The organism is Chlamydia sp. 16-02, from assembly GCF_042235055.1.
Classification (GTDB): domain Bacteria; phylum Chlamydiota; class Chlamydiia; order Chlamydiales; family Chlamydiaceae; genus Chlamydia.
This window is the reverse complement of sequence record NZ_CP114172.1, coordinates 301,299-320,718: the sequence shown is the minus strand read 5'-3', so window position 1 is coordinate 320,718 and position 19,420 is coordinate 301,299. Positions and strand designations below refer to the sequence as shown.

The following is a 19,420-nucleotide window of genomic DNA, read 5'->3' as shown; positions in this document are numbered from 1 at the left end:
ATTAGAATGAAAAAATTTTAGATAGTTGTAAAATTTAGTACAATCGAAATTCCAATTAAAACTAATTATCTACAACACAACTATATAATATTTTTTAATTCTTATTTAGAAAGAAAGCACAGCAGATCCACCAAAGAAGGCTGAGGATTTAAAAGGATGATTTGTCACGTTATTATTATGGCTATCTGCTAGAGAGATGTCACTGCCGATAGACCACCCATAAAAAAGTTTGATGAAGCTTCCTGGCCAAGGACAGAGTCTTACGTTACCTTCAATTTCACGGCCCTGGTATTCGAAAATACCTTCAGAAGAGGCGAGATCATTGGAATGGAGTTTCTTTCGTAATCGCGTTAGACGATACGCAGCTCCAAAATCACAAACCGAGGTGCAGTTATACTCCACAGAGAAATTCACTGGATAGATGCAGTTGATTGTGAGTTTATCATTAGGTTTGTAGGTGGCACCTAGTAACGGCCAGGCCTTTTCTTGGTGTAAGCCTGTTTCATTGATTACACCAAAAATCACAGAAAGTTGTTGCGTAGCTTGATATTTTCCAGAAAGTACGGCTTGATATAGCCCATAGCCTGCTTCCATATTTTCTGGATCGATAAGGCTAGAAAGAACCACAGACCATTGCCAATTTTTTAAGGATAGTGTGTAGGCTCCTGCGGATAGCAAAATATAGCTATAATATGACTTGTCTTGGAAGGTATAGTATCCTAGAGAATTTGGGTCTCCGGGTACAGGTTGAGTATTATCCCAAAGAATATTCGCCCCTACATAACCTGTAGAAAATAGTATTCCTGATTGTGGAGTTAAGGGAAGAGTACAAAGGAAGGTTGCGTCAAATTGGCGATAGCCAAGAGATTGATTGGGGAGTTTTTTAAAATCAGCACTTTCTACTTGTAAGTACTGCGTTTGTAGAGAAAAAGGACGTGGCTTGGGACAGGCATCACGGGCTTCTTTATCAACGCCGCAGGCATCATGAACAATGTAGATGGGTGTGGAGAGTAGATGACCAGCAAGAGTCATCACATGAAATAACAACTTCAACATATCTCTATTTACAGCTCCTGCAGGAAATATCTCTCAGAATATCTTGTTAAGAGGAAGAGATGCTATCCCGGTTTTTGGAAATGAGTCTTAGCTATTTTGATCTATCTTAATAAAAGTTAGACTATACTTTCATAGGATAGATTACTACTTATTTTCACAGGAGCTAATGATGAGCGCATTTTTTATTTCAATAGCAATCGCCGTTCTTTCCACACTATGTTTTTAAGGGGATATAGAATCACAAATTTCATCAAACGTTTTAAAATGTGTCTTGCAAACAAGAGATAAAACATCTTTTCCATGTGTTTTGAGAATAGATTTTCCAGCAGTTTTTACATGTGCTGAGGCGCCTTTTGGAAGCTTAATAGAAAAGCGTTGTTCTAACTTCGTCATCGCAGTGACAAAAGCTTCTCGAGCTAGTATAGATGCAGCAGCGACAATGATATCTTGTTCTGCGCGTACTTTCTGAATTACTGAGATATCGGTATTTTTCTTTTTCAAAGCATTGAGTAAAACGCTTTCTGAAGAGGCAAATTGATCAGAAATAGCGAACACCTCACCGGAAGGATGTGGAGCGAGCTTATCAATAACTGTAGCATGTGCCCAGGCTAAAAGGATGTTGAGATTACGGAATTTTCCATAAAGCTCATTATATTTTTCAGGATAAAGAATCATGACATCGTAGCTACAGCATGAACGAACAGTTTTTGCCAACGATACAATTTGTGTATCATTGAGCATTTTTGAATCTTGGATTTTTGTCTTATAGAGATTTTTCAGAGTATCTTCATCACGAGCATAAACTCCCGCAATGCACAGGGGACCGAAAAAATCTCCTTTTCCTGATTCATCTACACCTATACGAGGACGAAGATCTTCTTCTATACGATTATGGGTAAAGGTTAGTAAGATTTCAGGCTCTAGGAAAAACTCGATAAATTCTTGAGCTCCCTTTCCCTGTACGACAAGTTTCCCTGAAGTATAGAGAGTACAACTTACTGAAGGAGAACGTGCTTGAAAAATCGTATGCTGAGGTTGTGTTAAAGCAAAGCCTTTTTCTTCAAGACGATCTTTTAATAGACCGTGCAAAGAAGGAGATAGTTGGGTAACAAACGGTGTAGACATAAAAAAAAGTGTCGAATTATCTTGGCATACTAAGGATAGAAGCTTTTATCCTTATGTTTTACTAGGCATATTTATCGCTATGCTATACATAGCATAAGGATATATAGTGTATATGCGGATTTCGAAGTACAAATTAAACGTTAATCCTGTATATTCCTGCAAGTGGGCAGGATCTTAAAACAGGGGAGAGTTTCTCATTTTCTATAAAATGAGATTAGGAAATCTCTAATAAGATCAAGAGGTTTTCATTTAAGGTGCCTGCAAAGGAATCTCTATGGCGGAACAAATTCATAAAGAGCTTCTACATCTAGGAGAGGTATTTCGCACGAAACGTGAAGAACAATCCTTATCCTTAAAAGATGTGGAAGCAGCGACATCTATACGTTATTCATGCTTAGAAGCTATAGAAAATGGCTATTTAGGCAAGCTCATTTCTCCAATTTATGCTCAAGGATTTATAAAGAAATACGCAGCTTATTTAGGATTAGATAGTGAACGTATTCTTCAAGACCATCCTTATGTTATGAAAATCTTCAAAGAGTTTTCAGAACATAATATGGAGATGCTTTTAGATTTAGAATCAATGGGAGGAAGAAACTCTCCAGAAAAAGCTATTCGTAGTTGGTCAAATCTTTGGTGGGCAGGACTTATCGTGACCAGTGGCATTATAATTTGGTGGTTGGGATCCCTACTATCTATTTTCTAAAATAATGAGAAATCTCATTGTAAAATACAAAAGAGGCAAAACTTTGCCTCTTTTATTTATCTATTTTAATCTGCCTTGAACTCCTTATCCAAGGATTCCAGATAGCCCCTTTATTTTTCCAGAAAGTTGGAGTAACTCGTCCTGACGCTGATTGGAGAACCAATCATCATCATCATCTTGATTATTTCCCGTATCTGTCGAAGATGAGGAGCTGCTTGATTGATTTTGACCATCAACCTCAGTATCGTCATTTGGATCGTCAGGATCGCCTGGTCCAAATATATGCTCATTATGATTTCTTCGTTCTCTTAAGAACTGAGAAAGTGTTGTTAAATTAGGAAGTGTAGTTGTAGGAGCACCTCCTCCTTTATCCGTAGGGGCGTAACCTAATGATAGAAGAGAAAGAAGAATCAGTTTCAATAGTTTACTAGAGGTAATCGTAAGACCGTAGCCCGTTTCTCCTTTTTCAAAGCATGATGCGTTTCGAGTCAGCCAATAGAAGGTATTTTTTAATACTGCTATAGCTTTTTCCCCTTCTTTCCCTCCTAGAGGAAAATTTTCATTATTATCTAATTGTAAAACGCTAAGATGATTTAATTGGTGACGGAGTTTTGTCCAATCTAATTGCTTAGTATAGTGTATTTTTTGAGTGCCTCCTGTAGCTCCCTTAGAATCATCTTTAGAGTCCTCATCATTATCATAGACAATCCAAATATTTGGAGGTTTATGGTGTAATCTAGACATAACATCACCGTAACCATATTTTACCATCAGTGTATCGTTGTCATTTATTTTGGGGAGTTTTTTAGGATCATTAGCCGTATCGAATAACTCTTTTTGAAGACTACCCATTAAAAGTTTTTTCAGACTCGCTTTTATCTCTAAACATTGTTTATCGAAATCGTCTTTTTGATTCTGATTTAAAGTTTTCCCTTCAGACATAAGAGAGGGGAAATCTATTCCATTGTGTTGCATGCCCATCCCTAAAACAATAGAGCCATGCTTTTTTTTCACATCTGATAGGAATTGTGAAAGATCCTGATTTATGCTTTGAGAATCACTGGGATTTATAATACAAGTGCATAAACATTGGAAACAATGTGATAGCCAATTCGGACAGTGATTATCACACCAAGAGCCACAATGTTCCCTACAATATCCAGCACCACGTTGTGTACTAGGGGCGTTTAATACTGAAGATACTATCTGTCCTGCACATTTTATTTTTTCTAATAGATCATTGCCGTCGCCAAGCTTAATCTCTAAAGATACTTTCCCTCCAGGCTGTGTAGTTATAGGACTTTGTAGTGGTTGGTTTTCTTGCTGGCCAGAATGGTGACCTTCTTCTACAGTAAATTTACAACCACACCCAATGGGACAGCACATAGCTCTTCTCCGAAATTATAGTAAAAGACAGGGCATAAGATGTTCATGGCCTGTATTTTGCGATTAAAAAAATACAAAATAATCTCAAAATGCGATTTTTTTTGGCTAGGAGTTTTTTCGATAAGGCATTGAAAATCTGTGAGATGAGCAATAGGGTTTTAAAGATAGATACAAGGAGCAGAGTCGTGTGAAAATTCATAGATTTTCACGTAGTCAAGATTTTGGAATATCTGTATAAGTTGAAGGGCTTGTTGGATCGAAGAGGCGGAGGAAGCCGCCTCTAAATCGTGTGTTGATAATTATCTTAGAAATAGACTTGAAGTCATAGCTGTGATGCTTTTAGCCGTTTTCAAGAGGGCTTCTTGAGATTTAGGATTTGTAGGATCCCAAAGCTCAGCTCCATTTTTGGCTCCTGGTGTTACTCCATCAACGCACGATGTTCCAGCAGCACTTGCAGGTAAGCGTCCGTTGAGAATAACTCTTTGTCCATACTTAGGTAGAGGAAGAGTTGTTCCAGCATTGACTCGTACTTCGGTTCCTAGGGAACGTGTGTCGAGTCTTGGAGATTTTGGGGCAGTTTTATCTTTTGTGCGTAGTTCCTTACTTGTATTTTGTAATTGTTCTAAGCATACAGGCTGTTCTTGCTCGGCACCTAAAGGAACAAATCCTAAAGATAGTAAAGAAAGAAGAAGCAAAGTACGGTATTTTGACTCTTCAATATTCAAGCCAAATCCTGGGGAATCAAAGGTATTTTTTGCCTCATCCACATATTTATTCAAAGTGAGCTGTAAAACACTCACAACTGCTCGAGATTGAAATCCTAAGAAACCAGTATCTTGAGAATTTAAATCCAAAACTTCTAATTGGCTAAGCTGATGCTGTAATCTTTGGATATTAAGATTGTAACCTGATCTTTGATCATTAGAAGCTCCTTCATTAGCTTCAGAAGGATAAAGAATCAGACATGTAGGAATAGAAGGAATAAAAGCACCATCAATAGATTCTTCTAAAGACTTTCTCACATTTTCTACTTCTGTAGACCCTTTTGAAGGGAGTTGATGTGCGTTATTAGCTACTTTAAAGAGTTCTTGTTGAGATCCACCTTTTAAGCATCTTCCTAATTGATCTTTTGCTTCTCTACATTTCTCAGAGAATTGATACTTCTGTTCTGCGGATAAAGTAAGACCTTCTGCTAATAATTTAGAGATATCCCAAGGACCATTTTTCATTGCGATACCAACGCAAATAGGACCAAACTCATCTCTTTGGTGTTGAATAAATCCAGATAAATCGTCGTATTTCTCTTCAGATCCCACTTGATCATCTGGGGTGATCATACAAGTACAAAGGCAGTCAAAAAAGCATAGGAAAGGACTCCAGCAATTATCTGCACACCAGGGTCTGCAAGAATCTTGACAGAATTGGCTTGTACGTTGAACTCTTGCAGAGTTTAAGGCGTCTGAAACAAGATCACCAGCAGCTCGAATAGTATCTAATAACGTTGGATCACCCACTTTCAAACTAAATTCTGAAGAGGATCCAGGTTGTGTTGTAATCCCATTTAAAGAAACTGTTTCTTCTGTATAGGCATCTTGATTTGAGCGGCAGCTCATGCTAATCCCAGGGCAGCACATAATTTACTCCATAAATAACAATGTTTTTTACTAAGAATCCTCATACTGTTGATGATTCTTAATCCCATGCTAAATGGCTTTATGCACTTTTAAGTCGTTTTGAAGAGGGTTCATAAGCGTTATTCACCCTTATGAAATTAGGGAGTATACATTGCTAAGTTTGAAGAAAATTTTTAAGAAACCAAAGCGTGGATTATCCTCATTTTCTGTGCTAAAAAGCATTTAGGCGGGCACATGTTATTCAAGAAATTATTTTAAGTCTATAAAATTTTTTTGAATTTAAGTGGTCTCTCATTTCAAGAAACCACTTAAACAAGTTTGATCGAGAAGACCTACATCTTATCATGAAATCTTCGCATAGCAGCAAATACATCCTTCAAACCATTAGAGCTACCGATGAGCATTCTTTGTTGGAAAATATCCTCGTCATCATCATCGTCATCATCATCACCACCATCGATCATTTTCTTTAACCAATCATCATCACATCCAGGTTGATAATCATCGACAGGGTTGTGTATGCTATGCTGACGTTGAAGTATTTTTCTCTGTGATTGGCTAGATCCAAATCCCGTTGTTGTTGAAGTCGTAGATACAATTGTTCTCACAGAAACGTGGGATCTCCCTAGAGGCGTCGTTATTGGTTGCTGTGTTACAACGCCACCAACAGCTCCAAGTGGATCTGGAGTCGTTGCAGGGGCTGCAGCTGCGGCCTGTGCCTGTTGTTGTTTGTGGGTATAACTCCGTAGAGATTGTTTATATATTTTCACAAATGGATCTTCGTCATCATCATATTTTACTGTGGTATCGCCATCTTTATCCACGGGGACATAGCCGCAGCAAAGTAAAATCAACATAAAGAGTTTAATGAAGCGGTTTATGTCGTAGCAGACACATCCGCCACTTTTTACCAGTGGAGAATTCTCTCCAGCAATTAAACAAAGAAAAAATTCAAATATTGTGACAACTAGGTGAGCATCTTTAGCGCCTAGATTTCCTACTGCTCCTGTTTCTAGTGATAAAACGTCAAGATTAGCAAGGCATTTTGTCATTTTCTTCTTATCATATTTTGTAGCTGTGGCACGGTCATAGTTTTCACCTGTTTCTTGAGGCGGAAATAACGAAGGTCTACGTAAATCTAACCGGAGTGGAACCGAAGTGGGTGATGTTGAATCAGTTTTTACTGCAGGCTCTAAAACCCAACATTTTGGAGGATGAGGTTTATGCTCAGGGTCTTTCCAAGCCTGATCTCCTATAATTTTAAGTAAAGTAGGTAAAACGTCTTCTAAGTTTGAATCATCGGTAATCTCTGTAGATTTATCATAGAAGCATTGTTGAGAAAGTTGATTAAAACTTCCAGTAAGTTGTTTTTTAGCTCTTTTACATTCATTTTCTAAATTTTTTTCATCTTCCGTTGATAAATCATGTCCGCGTTTCACCATATCAGGGATATCCCAATCTAAATGTTGTACAGCCATGGCTAAGCTTACAGGTCCATATTTTCCATCCATATTTCTCATAATATCAGGAATATTGGTATCCATAGGCGTTTCTAAAATACAGCAGGCTTTAAAACAGGCGCAAAACCAACTTCCAAACCACCCACAACGATTAATGCATGGACCACTGCAGTGATCGTAACAGACCATACAGCCTTTTTGTACTTGAGGGTTATGAATGATATTTTGCGTTGTCTCTACTATTGTTTGAATTTGCGCGGCGGTACTCTCGACTCCGCCTTCTTCATTTTCTTCATTATTACCACCACCGAAAGAAATTTTTACTTCTGTTTTTGTTTTGCTTTTTGATTGCGTGGGAGTTGGTTGTTGTGTAACTAACGGAATGGATTGATTACTCGTACCAGGTTGATTTTCATCAGTTTCATGTTCTGTTGTTCTCTGAAAACTGAATGAAAAACCAGGAATATTGGGGAAACCAGGAAAGCACATATTATCACCTCTTTTAAAAGTTGTTCAAAGCTGTGCACCCGTGATGTATTTCTTACGCATAGCTAGCTTTCTAAATACATAAGGAAAAACAGCCGAAATCTGTCTTTTGAATTCACAACTAAAAACGAACCTTTTTGTTTTTTTAAGCACTCATGGGGAAGAGTTCATAGAAATTTCCTATCTCTAAAAAGCTCTTATTTCTGACCCTCAGCGCTTTAAGTGGGGAGCATTATTATCAAATAATTTTTTTAAAATCTATATTTTTCAAAAAAATACTTTACACTTTGATTTGGTTGTGGAGAGGGGTGATAAAGTTTTTCTTTAGAATTTGTATTTTGAGAACGGAAGAAAAAATGGTTGAGAATGGGTTGTGAGTGGGAGAAGTTTTTCTTTAGATAAAATTTTTCTTGTTGATTTTATTTCAAAAAATTCCTATGACTTTTCACCTTATTATAACCAGAACGTGGTAAATCGTAATGGGATTGCTGAAATATCTTCCTAAGTGTGCTGTAGTTACAGTTATTGTCTTAGGTATGTTGACTACAGCTGAAGCTGCAAAGAAGAAGCCCTTGCCGATGACAATGGCTTATTCTTTTAGCGATATTTTCTCACATTTAGAAAAAAGTAGTGAAGAGACGTTATTTTGCATTAACGTAGATAGCGTAATTCAACATCGGTATATAGGTTCTCCAGGTTGGTATCAAAATAGGTTGACTAAGCTATCCAAACGTTATGGAGATTTTTTTCAAGCAAAAAAGCAGGCTAATGAAGAGCAGATTATTATAGATACACTAATAAGCAAAGAGTGTTTAGAAGCTAGTGTTATTGATCAGTTTTCCCGAATACTTTCTGAATGTCGATGTTCGGTGTTGGGAATTTCTTTATTAGGAATTGAAGGGGTTTCTTCAACCTTAAAAAGTCTTAAAGATTGTGGTCTAGAAATACATTCTCGAGCATTCCCTACAGAGGATTTTTTCTTGAGAACAGGAACGAAGTGTAGTGATTCTGCGTTAGTACAAGAGGGAATTTTGTTTTGTGGAGCTTCAGAACTTTCTGAAGCTATGAAGCAATTGTTTATTTATGAAAATAAAATCCCAAAGCATATTGTATTTTTGAGTGATAATCCTGAGGAGATTAAATCCTTAGGTAGAGAATGTATAGATTTTGGGATCACATTTTTTGGTATAGTATATTATCCTGCTGCGGAAACTCTATTTTCCTATGTATATCCGTATTCAGCAGCTGTAGAGATTCAAGAAGAACAGGCATTGACGGTTATATCCGATACTACCGCGCAATTATCTCTAGATTCTCTTAATCAAAAGAGTTAACATCATTTATCTGAAACAAGCCTTTAGTGTCCTCTCTGTCCCCCTGAGAGGATGCTTGGGGCCCTTTTTAATTTCTTTTCACATAGAAAAAAGTTCAACAGATAACTTTATATAAAAAAATATTTCCTCCTAAAGAGATGCTCCGTACAATGAGACGATTTTTTTCTTTGAGAGCGTTGCTATGAAGGTAGTATTTTTTATCACGTTTTTCTTTTCCGTATTTTCCTTAGAAGCAAGTATTATCAAAGTTTCTGATGTGCAAGCTATCAATAAATATGCAAAAAAAGGTTCTTTAGTTTTACTAGCATTAGATGAAACGGTCATATTTCCTAAACAAATGTTAGGCACAACAGCATGGTTTCAAGAACGTCTGGAAAATTTGAAAAAAGAAGAATCGGATCTTGATCCTATTGAAAAGGTTTTTGGTGAAAAAATTGCTCTATCTTTCGCTATAGACTATGAGCTCATTCATCCTGAAGTTCCTAAGACTATAGCTGCCTTATCACTTTCCGAAGCTTGGGTAATGGGGGTTTCCCAATTACCGATACCTATAGCAAGCCATTTTCTTCGTTCTGCTGTTGCTTTAGGATTACGATTTTCATCATGCTTACCTCCTCGTAGTGACGGATGGATGCACCACCTAAAAACATTCGGAAGACCTCAACACGCCATGTTTATAGAAGACCGGGTACTCTTTACAGGAGGTCTTATTAACAGAATTACCATGGAAGAGGTTCTTTCTACTCTATTTGCAACTTTAGATACTCTTCCGCAGCAAGTGATCTATTTAGATGCAAATAAAGATAATCTAATTTCTGCAGAGGCAGCTTGTAAACAAGCCAATGTCTATTTTATAGGTATGCACTACAGCCCAGCTGTAAAACGTATAAAAGAATATAAATCAGATATTGCGAATTTACAATGGCTCCAGCTACACAACCAACTTTCTGATAAGTATTTTCAATCTTTGCTTACCTATGTGATTGGTCCTGAGGGTCAAGGATAAAAGTCTTAACAAATTAGGGACAAGACTCTTAAGACAAAGTCTGGGACTTTTCCTTAATTTTTAATCATTTAAAAAATAGAAAACGGAAGAGAAGGGATTCGAACCCCCGGTTCCTGTAAGAGAACTTCTGATTTCGAATCAGATGCATTCGACCACTCTGCCACTCTTCCGTGAATACATTAGTTTAGGCATTCCTAGGTAGGAAATCAAGCTCAACCATAATTTTCTCTACAATCCTTAAAGTACTAAAAACAAGATCGCAGGGCTATTTTTTTACGTTTTTATATTTCTATGTCTTAAAACAAATTCTTAAGTCAGTTTATTGAAAATAAAAGAGATAGGAATCCCTTTTGCTTGTCTGGTGAGTATAAAATAAAATTAATTAGAATTATATGTCTATATATAAGCGAGTTAATAAAATTAAATATATAAAAATCATATTAAAAGTACATTTTTTGATTTAAAATGAATTATAGATTTTTGGTTTTTTATTTTATCATGTCGCAGCCGCTATATACGAACAGACTTATCAGTGAAAAATCTCCGTATTTGCTTCTTTATGCTCATACGCCGGTGAATTGGTATCCATGGGATAGCGAGGCTTTTGATCTTGCTATAGCGCAAGATAAGCCGATTTTCCTCTCTATTGGTTGTGCTCATTCACGATGGTGTCAAGTGATGCTTCAGGAGAGTTTTGAAAATCCAGAAGTTGCTGCAATGCTAAATGAACATTTTATTAATATCAAAGTAGATAAAGAAGAACTTCCTCATGTGGCGAATCTCTATTTTGATCTTGCGCAAATGCTTTCTATATCTGAGGAGCATCAAAATTCTTCTTCTTGGCCTCTGAACGTATTTTTAACTCCTGATTTATTGCCATTTTTTTCAGCGAATTACTTAGGGGCTGAGGTGAAATTAGGTTTACCTTCATTTTCACAAACGATAGAGAAACTCAATTTGATGTGGCAGGATCCCGAAGAACGCGAGGTTCTTGTTCATCAGGCACATAAAATCCTTGAAATTGCTTCATTTATAGAAAGATGTTCAAGAAAAGAAATGTTAGAAGAGGGGACTTTACGTAAGACGGTAGAGGCATTATACAAAGATGTCGACCCTCATTATGGAGGAGTGAAGGCGTTCCCAAAAACCCCACCTGCACTGTTGATTCAGTTTTTCCTGCGTTACGGCGTGGAGTATCAGGATAATAGAAGCTTATTCTTCGTGGATCGTTCTTTGGACATGATGGCCAAGGGAGGGATTTTCGATCATTTAGGTGGGGGATTTTACTGCTATAGCATAGACGATAAGTGGTTAATTCCCTGTTTTGAAAAACGCCTTATTGATAATGCCTTCTTAGTGGTTGATTATCTTGATGCTGGTATATGTCTTAAAAAACCTGAGTACTTGTCTATTGCTAAGCAAACCTTACGCTATATTCTTTCCGAGCTTTATAACTCTGAAGTGGGAGCTTTTTATACCTCAGAACATGGAGAACATTGGGGAAATTCTGAAGGGAGATATGCTACGTGGTCAGGAGAGGAAATTCGCGAGTTGCTTGGAGAAAATGCCGAGCTATTTTGTGAATATTATGGGATTTCTCGAGAAGGCTTCTGTAATGGAAGAAACATCTTACATATCCCTTCTCATATCGATATCGAGGAAATTGCAGATAAATATGGGTGTAGTGTTGACGAGTTTCACGAAGTTATCGATAGGCTAAAAGAAAAATTACGTCTCCATAGAGATACTAAAGCACGTCCTTTTAAAGATGATCAATCATTAACATTTCAAAATGGTTGGATGCTCTATACGTTAGCATATGCAGGGAGAATCCTTGGGGACTCTTCCTATATAGATATAGCGAAGAAGTGTGGGGAGTTCATCTGTAAGAATTTATGTAAGCATTCTACCTTAATGCGTCGATGGCGCGATGGTGATGCTAAGTATCCGGGAGGTTTAGAAGATTACGCAGGAGTGATTTTAGGGGCTCTCGCACTTTATGAGACAGGCTGCGGTGCACAATGGTTGCTATTGGCTGAAGATCTTATGAAAGAGGTGATCGTATCTTTTCGTTCAGAAAGTGGAGGATTTTATACCACAGATGGTAGGGATGCTGCATTACTTTTAAAACAGGAGAATCTCTCTGATGGAGAGACAATATCCGGAAATGCTCTTGTTTGCCAAGCATTGATAAAATTGCACATGCTTACAGAAAAGAAGCATTATCTCACCTATGTTGAAGATATCTTACAAATTGCCCAAGCTCGATGGCATACGCATAAGTTTTCTTCTTTAGGAAATTTATTAGCGGCGCAGGCATATTTTTCACGTAGCCATCAAAAAATTCTTATTTCTTTAGCTAACGATAGCGATCGTGAAGCTGTTTTATCTTGCTTTGCAGGATTATTTCTCCCTCAAGTTTCTGTTGTATGGATGAGTGCAAAAGATCGTGAATCTTTAGAAGAGATTCTTCCTGAATATGAGCACTGTCTAATCCCTAAGGAAGGACAAACATCCACAATCATTTGTCTTTTAGAATCAGGAATGGGAAGGAAATTTTCTAATATTGAAGAATTTCGCACCTATCTAAATTCAAAATAACTCTTTGTGTTTCATGCATTTCGTATGAAGATTTTTCTCGAAGTGGTCAAAATTTGGTTAATTTCTTATAGTTAATCCCTAGACACGTCAACCATTAGGGAGTAGCAAATCATGAAGAACAAAACACTAAGCGTTTTCTCTTTGGTGGGTTTAGTTTGTTCGCCGGGATTTTTAATAGGGCATGAGGGTTCTCTTCCTACGCAACGCGAATATCAAAATCTTTCAGAAAAAATTCCTGAAGATCCTGCAGGAATTGCTATTCATGATCGTGTACTGTTTAAAATTGATGAAGAGAATGTCGTCACTACTTTAGATGTTATCCAAAAGTTAAATCTTCTTTTTGCTTCTTCTTATCCCCAGCTCATAGATTCTTATCCCGCACGTTCACAATATTACACAGCGATGTGGCCGGTAGTCTTAGAATCGGTTATCGATGAGTTTTTGATGGTTGCTGACGCTAAGGCTAAAAAAATTTATGTAGATCCTACTACAGTGAATCAAGAAATTGAAGCAATGTTTGGTAGGGATTTGTCTTATTTTTACGTACATTTCGATATGACTCCGGAGGATATATTTAACGTAGTAAATCGTACATTGATTGCTCAAAGAGTCATGAGCATGATGGTACGCTCTAAAGTCATGTTAAAAGTTACTCCAGGAAAAATTCGCGAGCATTACAATCAATTAGCTCAGGAAGCAGCAAAGACCACAGTATGGAAATACCGCGTAGTCACAATTAAAGCGGCTACAGAATCATTATCAAGTCAGATTGCTGATAAGATATGTGCACGACTAAATGAAACACAAAGTTGGAATAAAGAGCGTTTATCTGCTCTGGCTCTTTCTCAAGGAGGACAGTTTGTCTGTTCCGAAGAGTTTATGCGTAATGATAAGGAGCTGTCCGATGCTCATAAAACAGAATTATCTAGTGTGGACTATCCTATAGCTATTTGTAGTCAGCCTAAAGCACATAAATCTGGATACAAGCTTTATGTGCTTCTTGATAAATCTCCAATGGCAATGCAGTCTTTAGAAGACATGGAAACACAGATTAAGCAAACGTTATTTATGAATTATGCTGAAACAATAGAGGGTCAGTATAAAATGAAATTACGTACCCGTTATGGTTTTGACTCTTCTATGATTGCTAAATTGCTTTCCGAAGAAGCTCCCCCACTATTTTCATTGCTTTAGGAGACCTCTTGTCACGTAGTTCTCCAGAACAACTTACTAAATTTTTAGCTCAGGTTCATGGTCGTCCTAAAAAAGGCCTGTCGCAGAACTTTTTAATAGATGGGAATATCCTAAGAAAAATTCTTTCTGTTTCCTGTGTGGAAGCGAAAGACTGGGTACTAGAAATAGGACCAGGATTCGGTGCTCTTACCGAAGTGCTCGTTAATCAGGGAGCTCACGTTATTGCTTTAGAAAAAGATCCTATGTTTGAGGAAACATTAAAGCAACTTCCTATAGATTTAGAAATTACAGACGCTTGTAAATATCCTTTGTCACAACTGCAAACTAAAGGTTGGCAGGGGAAAGGGAGAGTTGTTGCAAACCTTCCTTATCATATCACAACACCTTTGTTAACGAAATTGTTCTTAGAAATTCCTCATCAATGGAAAACAGTCACGGTAATGATGCAAGATGAAGTCGCCCGTCGTATTACTGCTCAGCCGGGAAGGAAAGAATACGGATCGTTGACTGTCTTTTTGCAGTTTTTTGCTGGCGTGCGCTACGCTTTTAAAGTTAGCCCGGGCTGTTTTTTACCCAAACCTCAGGTATCCTCAGCAGTTGTCCATATGACAGTGAAAGATACCTTTCCCCTAGAAACCTCTCTTCATACGGAATTTTTTGCTCTCACTCGGGCCGCTTTCGGACAGAGAAGAAAGCTTCTAGCTAATTCTCTTAAAGATCTTTATCCTAAAGAGCAGGTTTTTGAAGCTCTAAATCAATTAAAATTTTCTGAAAAAACTCGTCCGGAAACGCTCTCTCTCGATGATTATCTAAAACTCTTTCACCTTCTATCTTCTCATTCTTAAGTAGACCTCGAGACGTTCTTAAAGAAGGTTTTGACTTTATATATTTAAAATATAAATTTTTAATTTCATTTTTTATTAGTGATTTTTTTATTTTATAAAGGAGTTTTTTTTAACGAAAAAGAAAGAAATAGAAAGCACAATATGGTATTATCTTCCGTCGAGATTGCAGAAGAATAGGGGTGTTTAACCTTTAGGATTTTGTTTCTAATAAATATTTCAATAAATACTCTAGGAATCTCTCATGGAGACTTGGTTATATTATTCCAAAGTGCGTACGCGTAATTACATTCCCTGCCTTCCGATTTTATCTCCCATCATGTTGCAAGCGGATCAATGTCTTCCTACGTTATATTTATCACCCTTTAGCCGTTGCAGTGGAACAACTACATTTGTAGCTTCTGTAATAGGTTAATTGCTGGAAAGGCTATTCAGAGCGTTTCGTGCTTCTCAAGCAAATCATATTTAGACAATACTCAGTTTGTTAGAGGGGGATTTTTTTGTGCGGAAGTTAAAGTGTGTGAGAATACGTTTAACCATGCTATCAGTATCTAATCCTACTCTTTTTAATAGATTCTCTTTATCCCCATGAGAAAAAATAGCATCAGGAATGCCAAAGTGTAAGACATCGACTTTAAAGCTGTAGGTAGCTAGGAAATCATTAAATTCCGAGGCTAAACCTCCACGGATAGAGTGCTCTTCTATAATGATGACTTTAGAATGATGCATCAATAGAATGCTGAAGAGATTGTTATCAAAAGGTTTGATAAATATAGGATCAACAACAGTTGCGGAAATTCCGTGAGCGAGTAGCTGCAATTTTATCGATAGCGCAGCGCTACACATGTGTCCAAGACCTACGATTAACACGTCCTCTCCCTGACTGAGAATTTCTCCTAATCCTGGATCACGATGCATATTGATATCTGTAGCTATAGGATCACCTTGAAGTGCTGCTATATTAGGATAGCGAATTGCAGAAGGACGTGTCCATTGAAGTGAAGATTGGAGAAGCTGCTGGAAAACTATTGCGTTTCTTGGCTGGCAGATGATCATATTGGGCATGGCACGAAGGAAACTCAAATCGTAAATACCATGATGGCTGCAACCATCGCCATAAGCTAAGCCTGCACGATCTATAGCAAAGATTACCGGCAAACTTTGCAAACATACGTCATGGAATACATTATCCATAGCACGATGTAAGAATGTAGAATAAATAGAACAAATAACCGGAACATTAGCTTTAGCGATTCCTGCTGAAAATGTTACGGCATGGCCTTCGGCAATGCCAACATCAACAAAACGTTCTGGGAATTTCTCTTTAAAAGTTTCTAAGCGTGATCCCAAAGACATAGCGGGAGTAATAACATGTAGATTTGGAGAGCTTTCTCCAAGAGAGCAGAGTGTTTTCCCAAAGATATCGGGATAGGTAAGTTGTGGTTTAACTACGGGAAGGAGTTTGTTTTCTGCCGGAGCATTAAAATTTGCCTTCACTCCGTGGTATTTTGAGGGATTTTCTTGGGCAATTTCTAGGCCTTTACCCTTTTTTGTACAAACATGAATGAGAATAGGGAAGGGTAAATCACGTACAGTTTGAAATAAGGATATTAACTTTTTTATGTTGTGACCATCCACAGGTCCCATATAGGCTAAGTTAAACTGCTCAAAAATAGGAATTGGACAAAAGAAAGACTTTAAGCAGGTAGATATTTTATGTGAGCGTCTAGCTATACTATTGCCGTAACGTGGGATCTTCATTAACCACTTTTCTAACTTTCTAGAAAGTAAGCTAAACTTGGGATGGTGTATCCAGCGAGATAAACTCTTGGACATGACACCCACGTTTTGCGAGATAGACATGTTGTTGTCATTTAAAATGACAATGAATTTAGATAAGTCAGGATTTATATTATTCAATGCTTCTAAAGTTAGTCCGCAAGAAAATGCTGCGTCACCAAGAATAGGAAGAACATGAGTTCTAGAATTTTCTGTAGCCTTTGCCATTCCTAAAGCTAACGAAAGTGCATTACCTGCATGACCTGAGAAGAAAAGGTCATGAACACTTTCGAAAGGCGAGGTAAATCCACTCAAACCGTGATCATGACGAATCCGATTGAATTCCGCAGTATTCCTCCCAGTAAGTAATTTATGAGGATAGGCTTGATGACCGACATCAAAGATAAATTTATCCTCAGGAGAGGAGAATACATAATGCAAAGCTATCGTTAATTCAATAATACCTAAATTAGAAGCTAGATGTCCTCCAGTTTTCGTGAGAACAGAAATAATTTTATGACGCATCTGCTCAGCAAGAAGAGAAAGATCGGCAAAAGAAAGCTTTTTCAGATCTGCAGGAGAGGATATCTGACTTAAAATAGAGGAATTTTGAGAAGTCATGGCTTTGTAGTCATAGCAAATGTTTGTAAAACAGGCTGATCTAACGTATCTTTTAAAATCGTGCCATTAGGCTGTACGGAAAGAATGTAACATTGTTGATCTTTGACTAAGATCTGATCTAAACCTTCGTGTATTAGAGAAAACATTTTTTCATATGCAACTAAAATATCATCCAAAGAGTCAAGAGAATCTAAGTGATTTTGTAGAGAACGAAGTTCTTGAGTTGTGGAATCTAAATTCTTGCGCGACATCGCTCACTCTAAAGTTAATGCGCGAGAGATTCTTCTTCAGAAAGAAGATCTTCGTTTCGCTTTTCTGATAACTCACGTACACGTTCTTCCGCTTTATGAATGCGCGACTCGCAAATGCGCATCAGTGCGTCTGCTTCTTCATAAAGTTTTAAAGAAGAATCTAAAGAGGTTGAAGGTTGATTCATAAGATCTACGATCTCCTCTAACCTTTCCATAGCCTTTTCAAAGGGCATTTCTTCCATAATTTAGGACTCTTGAGTTTCAAAATTCTGAATATCCGTTACAGTAAGAGTCGCTTCCCCATCCTGTAGACGTAGTCTTACACAACTATGTTTATGTAAGCTTTTTGCGGAGATAATAGCGAAATTTTCATTAAAGTCAAAGAGCATAGCATAACCACGTTTCAAAACATTTCTAGGATTTAATGAACTCAGTTGTCTAGAGACTGTATGATATTTTTCCCGATTTCTTTCTACGAGGTGGTGTAGGGAAAGTATAAAATTTTTGCGAGTACAAAAATAATGCTCTCGATTCTCGTATACAGTATTAGTAAAAATATTAATCAAACGTTTCTTTAAAAGATTAAGAGCATATTTTTCCTTAATGACTTGTTGACTTAATTTAATTTTAAAATGTTTTAATAGTGTCTGCTTATGCTCTAAAGATTGATGGCAATATCTTAGGCGTTGATATAAAGTTCTATGAATTTGTTGTTTCCAAGGATCTAATCTCTGAGCAAATTGCTGTGTATTATGAAAAACAAGATTTTTTTTCATATGTACGCAGAGATGTTTTAAAGCGCGTAGGCGATTGTGAAAGGCCTGAACAATCATTTTCCAAAGATCATGAAGACGATACGTCATACGTTGTAATACATCACTTTGCAACCACCGCGTATATTGCGTATAACGCTGTTTGCATTGTGAAAGTTTTGTCTGTATGGACCGTTCTACGGACAAGCAAAGATAGTCTAAAGACTGCTGCGCCGAACGGAAAAAATCTACGTGATCTAAATAACGCTTCCATTGCTGAATTTGTTTTGTTTTTCCTGAAAGAAGTTGTTGTGAATGTGCATTCAGGTAGTGCAAATAACTTTTAAATATCTGGATTTGCTGTTGACTGCTTTGACAAACAATTTCTGCAGCAGCAGAAGGTGTGGGAGCACGGACATCCGCAGCAAAATCGCATAATGTATAGTCAGTTTCATGACCCACAGCAGAAATGATGGGAATCGAACTAGCATCTATCGCTTTTATAATGATTTCTTCATTGAAGGCCCAGAGGTCTTCAATGCTACCGCCACCACGTGCTAAAATAAGAACATCAGCTAATTGTTCTTGATTCATTACTTCAATAGCTTGGGCAATCTCTTTTGCTGCGGTTGTTCCTTGGACTGTTACAGGATAAATAAGAAGTTTGTATTGATAACAACGACGAGAAAGAATACGCAAAATATCTTGAATTACAGCACCCGTAGGGCTGGTAATCACTCCGATGCTTTTAGGGATAGTAGGAAGGGTTTGTTTTTTTTCTACAGCAAAATAACCTTCAGCAGCGAGACGCTTCTTAGTCTCTTCGAATTTTTGTAAGAGATCTCCCTCTCCAGCATAAACTAAAGCATGGGCCACAATTTGATATTGACCTCGTGGAGCGTATACCGTGAGTTTCCCATGAATGATTACAGAATCACCATCTTTGGGACGACGATCGAAATATTTACTTTTAAAATGGAAAAAAGCCCCATTTAAAAAAGATTTATTATCTTTAATGCCGAAATATAAATGCCCACTGGGTTGTAGTGAGACATTACTTAACTCTCCCTTGACCACAATATGGCAAAAATTTGACTCAAGGAGATTCTTTATAGATTCTGTAAGAGTCGTTACTGCTTGAGGAGAAGATGAAGTCGTCATGCTCTGGAATGCCGAGAGGTTTCAAG

Annotated in this window: 16 protein-coding genes and 1 tRNA gene; 7 read left to right on the top strand and 10 right to left on the bottom strand. The window is 37.4% G+C overall.

Annotation, left to right across the window (positions count from 1 at the left end; all coding sequences use genetic code 11):
• Positions 1-105 precede the first annotated feature (105 nt).
• Together O1W70_RS01385 and rnhC are read right to left on the bottom strand one after the other, a co-directional pair.
• A complete protein-coding gene (locus O1W70_RS01385; protein ID WP_332381206.1) occupies positions 106-1,056 on the bottom strand; it encodes a hypothetical protein in 951 nt (316 codons plus the stop codon).
• Positions 1,057-1,278: 222 nt separating this feature from the next.
• Positions 1,279-2,181, bottom strand: coding sequence for a ribonuclease HIII (rnhC, locus tag O1W70_RS01380; protein ID WP_332381207.1), 903 nt, complete (start codon positions 2,179-2,181; stop codon positions 1,279-1,281).
• 274 nt (positions 2,182-2,455) lie between these two features.
• Here rnhC and O1W70_RS01375 point away from each other — a divergent pair, with 274 nt between their 5' ends.
• Complete coding sequence (locus O1W70_RS01375; protein WP_332381208.1) at positions 2,456-2,887, top strand: RodZ family helix-turn-helix domain-containing protein; 432 nt, start codon at positions 2,456-2,458, stop codon at positions 2,885-2,887.
• 84 nt (positions 2,888-2,971) lie between these two features.
• Here O1W70_RS01375 and O1W70_RS01370 read toward each other — a convergent pair whose 3' ends face one another.
• From O1W70_RS01370 to O1W70_RS01360, 3 genes are all read right to left on the bottom strand, one after another.
• Positions 2,972-4,273, bottom strand: coding sequence for a hypothetical protein (locus O1W70_RS01370; RefSeq protein WP_332381209.1), 1,302 nt, complete (start codon positions 4,271-4,273; stop codon positions 2,972-2,974).
• Between the two features lie 299 nt (positions 4,274-4,572).
• Positions 4,573-5,907 (bottom strand): hypothetical protein, encoded by a 1,335-nt coding sequence (locus O1W70_RS01365; protein ID WP_332381210.1) that lies wholly within the window; start codon positions 5,905-5,907, stop codon positions 4,573-4,575.
• A 332-nt stretch (positions 5,908-6,239) separates the two neighbouring features.
• The gene (locus O1W70_RS01360) at positions 6,240-7,856 is read right to left on the bottom strand and encodes a hypothetical protein (protein ID WP_332381212.1); all 1,617 of its coding nucleotides are present in this window, start codon (positions 7,854-7,856) and stop codon (positions 6,240-6,242) included.
• A gap of 476 nt (positions 7,857-8,332) precedes the next feature.
• Between O1W70_RS01360 and O1W70_RS01355 the strand changes: the two genes are divergently transcribed.
• Together O1W70_RS01355 and O1W70_RS01350 are read left to right on the top strand one after the other, a co-directional pair.
• Positions 8,333-9,187 (top strand): DUF2608 domain-containing protein, encoded by an 855-nt coding sequence (locus tag O1W70_RS01355; RefSeq protein ID WP_332381214.1) that lies wholly within the window; start codon positions 8,333-8,335, stop codon positions 9,185-9,187.
• A gap of 181 nt (positions 9,188-9,368) precedes the next feature.
• Positions 9,369-10,193 carry a DUF2608 domain-containing protein gene (locus O1W70_RS01350; RefSeq protein ID WP_332381215.1) on the top strand — a complete coding sequence of 275 codons (825 nt, stop codon included), beginning with the start codon at positions 9,369-9,371 and terminating at the stop codon, positions 10,191-10,193.
• Positions 10,194-10,276: 83 nt separating this feature from the next.
• Here O1W70_RS01350 and O1W70_RS01345 read toward each other — a convergent pair.
• Positions 10,277-10,363: transfer RNA gene (locus O1W70_RS01345), tRNA-Ser, on the bottom strand.
• Positions 10,364-10,691: 328 nt separating this feature from the next.
• On the opposite strand from O1W70_RS01345, the gene O1W70_RS01340 reads away from it, so the two are divergent.
• From O1W70_RS01340 to O1W70_RS01325, 4 genes are all read left to right on the top strand, one after another.
• The gene (locus O1W70_RS01340; protein WP_332381216.1) at positions 10,692-12,794 is read left to right on the top strand and encodes a thioredoxin domain-containing protein; all 2,103 of its coding nucleotides are present in this window, start codon (positions 10,692-10,694) and stop codon (positions 12,792-12,794) included.
• 111 nt (positions 12,795-12,905) lie between these two features.
• Positions 12,906-13,988, top strand: coding sequence for a hypothetical protein (locus O1W70_RS01335; RefSeq protein ID WP_332381217.1), 1,083 nt, complete (start codon positions 12,906-12,908; stop codon positions 13,986-13,988).
• Between the two features lie 8 nt (positions 13,989-13,996).
• Positions 13,997-14,833 (top strand): 16S rRNA (adenine(1518)-N(6)/adenine(1519)-N(6))-dimethyltransferase RsmA, encoded by an 837-nt coding sequence (gene rsmA / locus O1W70_RS01330; protein ID WP_332381218.1) that lies wholly within the window; start codon positions 13,997-13,999, stop codon positions 14,831-14,833.
• A gap of 241 nt (positions 14,834-15,074) precedes the next feature.
• The gene (locus O1W70_RS01325; RefSeq protein WP_332381220.1) at positions 15,075-15,245 is read left to right on the top strand and encodes a hypothetical protein; all 171 of its coding nucleotides are present in this window, start codon (positions 15,075-15,077) and stop codon (positions 15,243-15,245) included.
• 50 nt (positions 15,246-15,295) lie between these two features.
• On the opposite strand, the gene O1W70_RS01320 is transcribed toward O1W70_RS01325, so the two are convergent.
• From O1W70_RS01320 to xseA, 4 genes are read right to left on the bottom strand one after another with little or no spacing between them, the layout of a single operon-like run.
• Positions 15,296-17,230, bottom strand: coding sequence for a 1-deoxy-D-xylulose-5-phosphate synthase (locus tag O1W70_RS01320; protein ID WP_332381221.1), 1,935 nt, complete (start codon positions 17,228-17,230; stop codon positions 15,296-15,298).
• On the bottom strand, positions 17,227-17,481 hold the full coding sequence (locus tag O1W70_RS01315; RefSeq protein WP_332381222.1) for a hypothetical protein: 255 nt from the start codon (positions 17,479-17,481) through the stop codon (positions 17,227-17,229). The genes O1W70_RS01320 and O1W70_RS01315 overlap by 4 nt, the downstream gene beginning before the upstream one ends.
• Positions 17,482-17,495: 14 nt before the next feature.
• Positions 17,496-17,723, bottom strand: coding sequence for an exodeoxyribonuclease VII small subunit (locus O1W70_RS01310; RefSeq protein ID WP_332381224.1), 228 nt, complete (start codon positions 17,721-17,723; stop codon positions 17,496-17,498).
• Between the two features lie 3 nt (positions 17,724-17,726).
• Entirely contained in the window at positions 17,727-19,394 is a 1,668-nt protein-coding gene (gene xseA, locus O1W70_RS01305) for an exodeoxyribonuclease VII large subunit (protein WP_332381226.1), read from the bottom strand.
• Between the last annotated feature and the right edge of the window lie 26 nt (positions 19,395-19,420).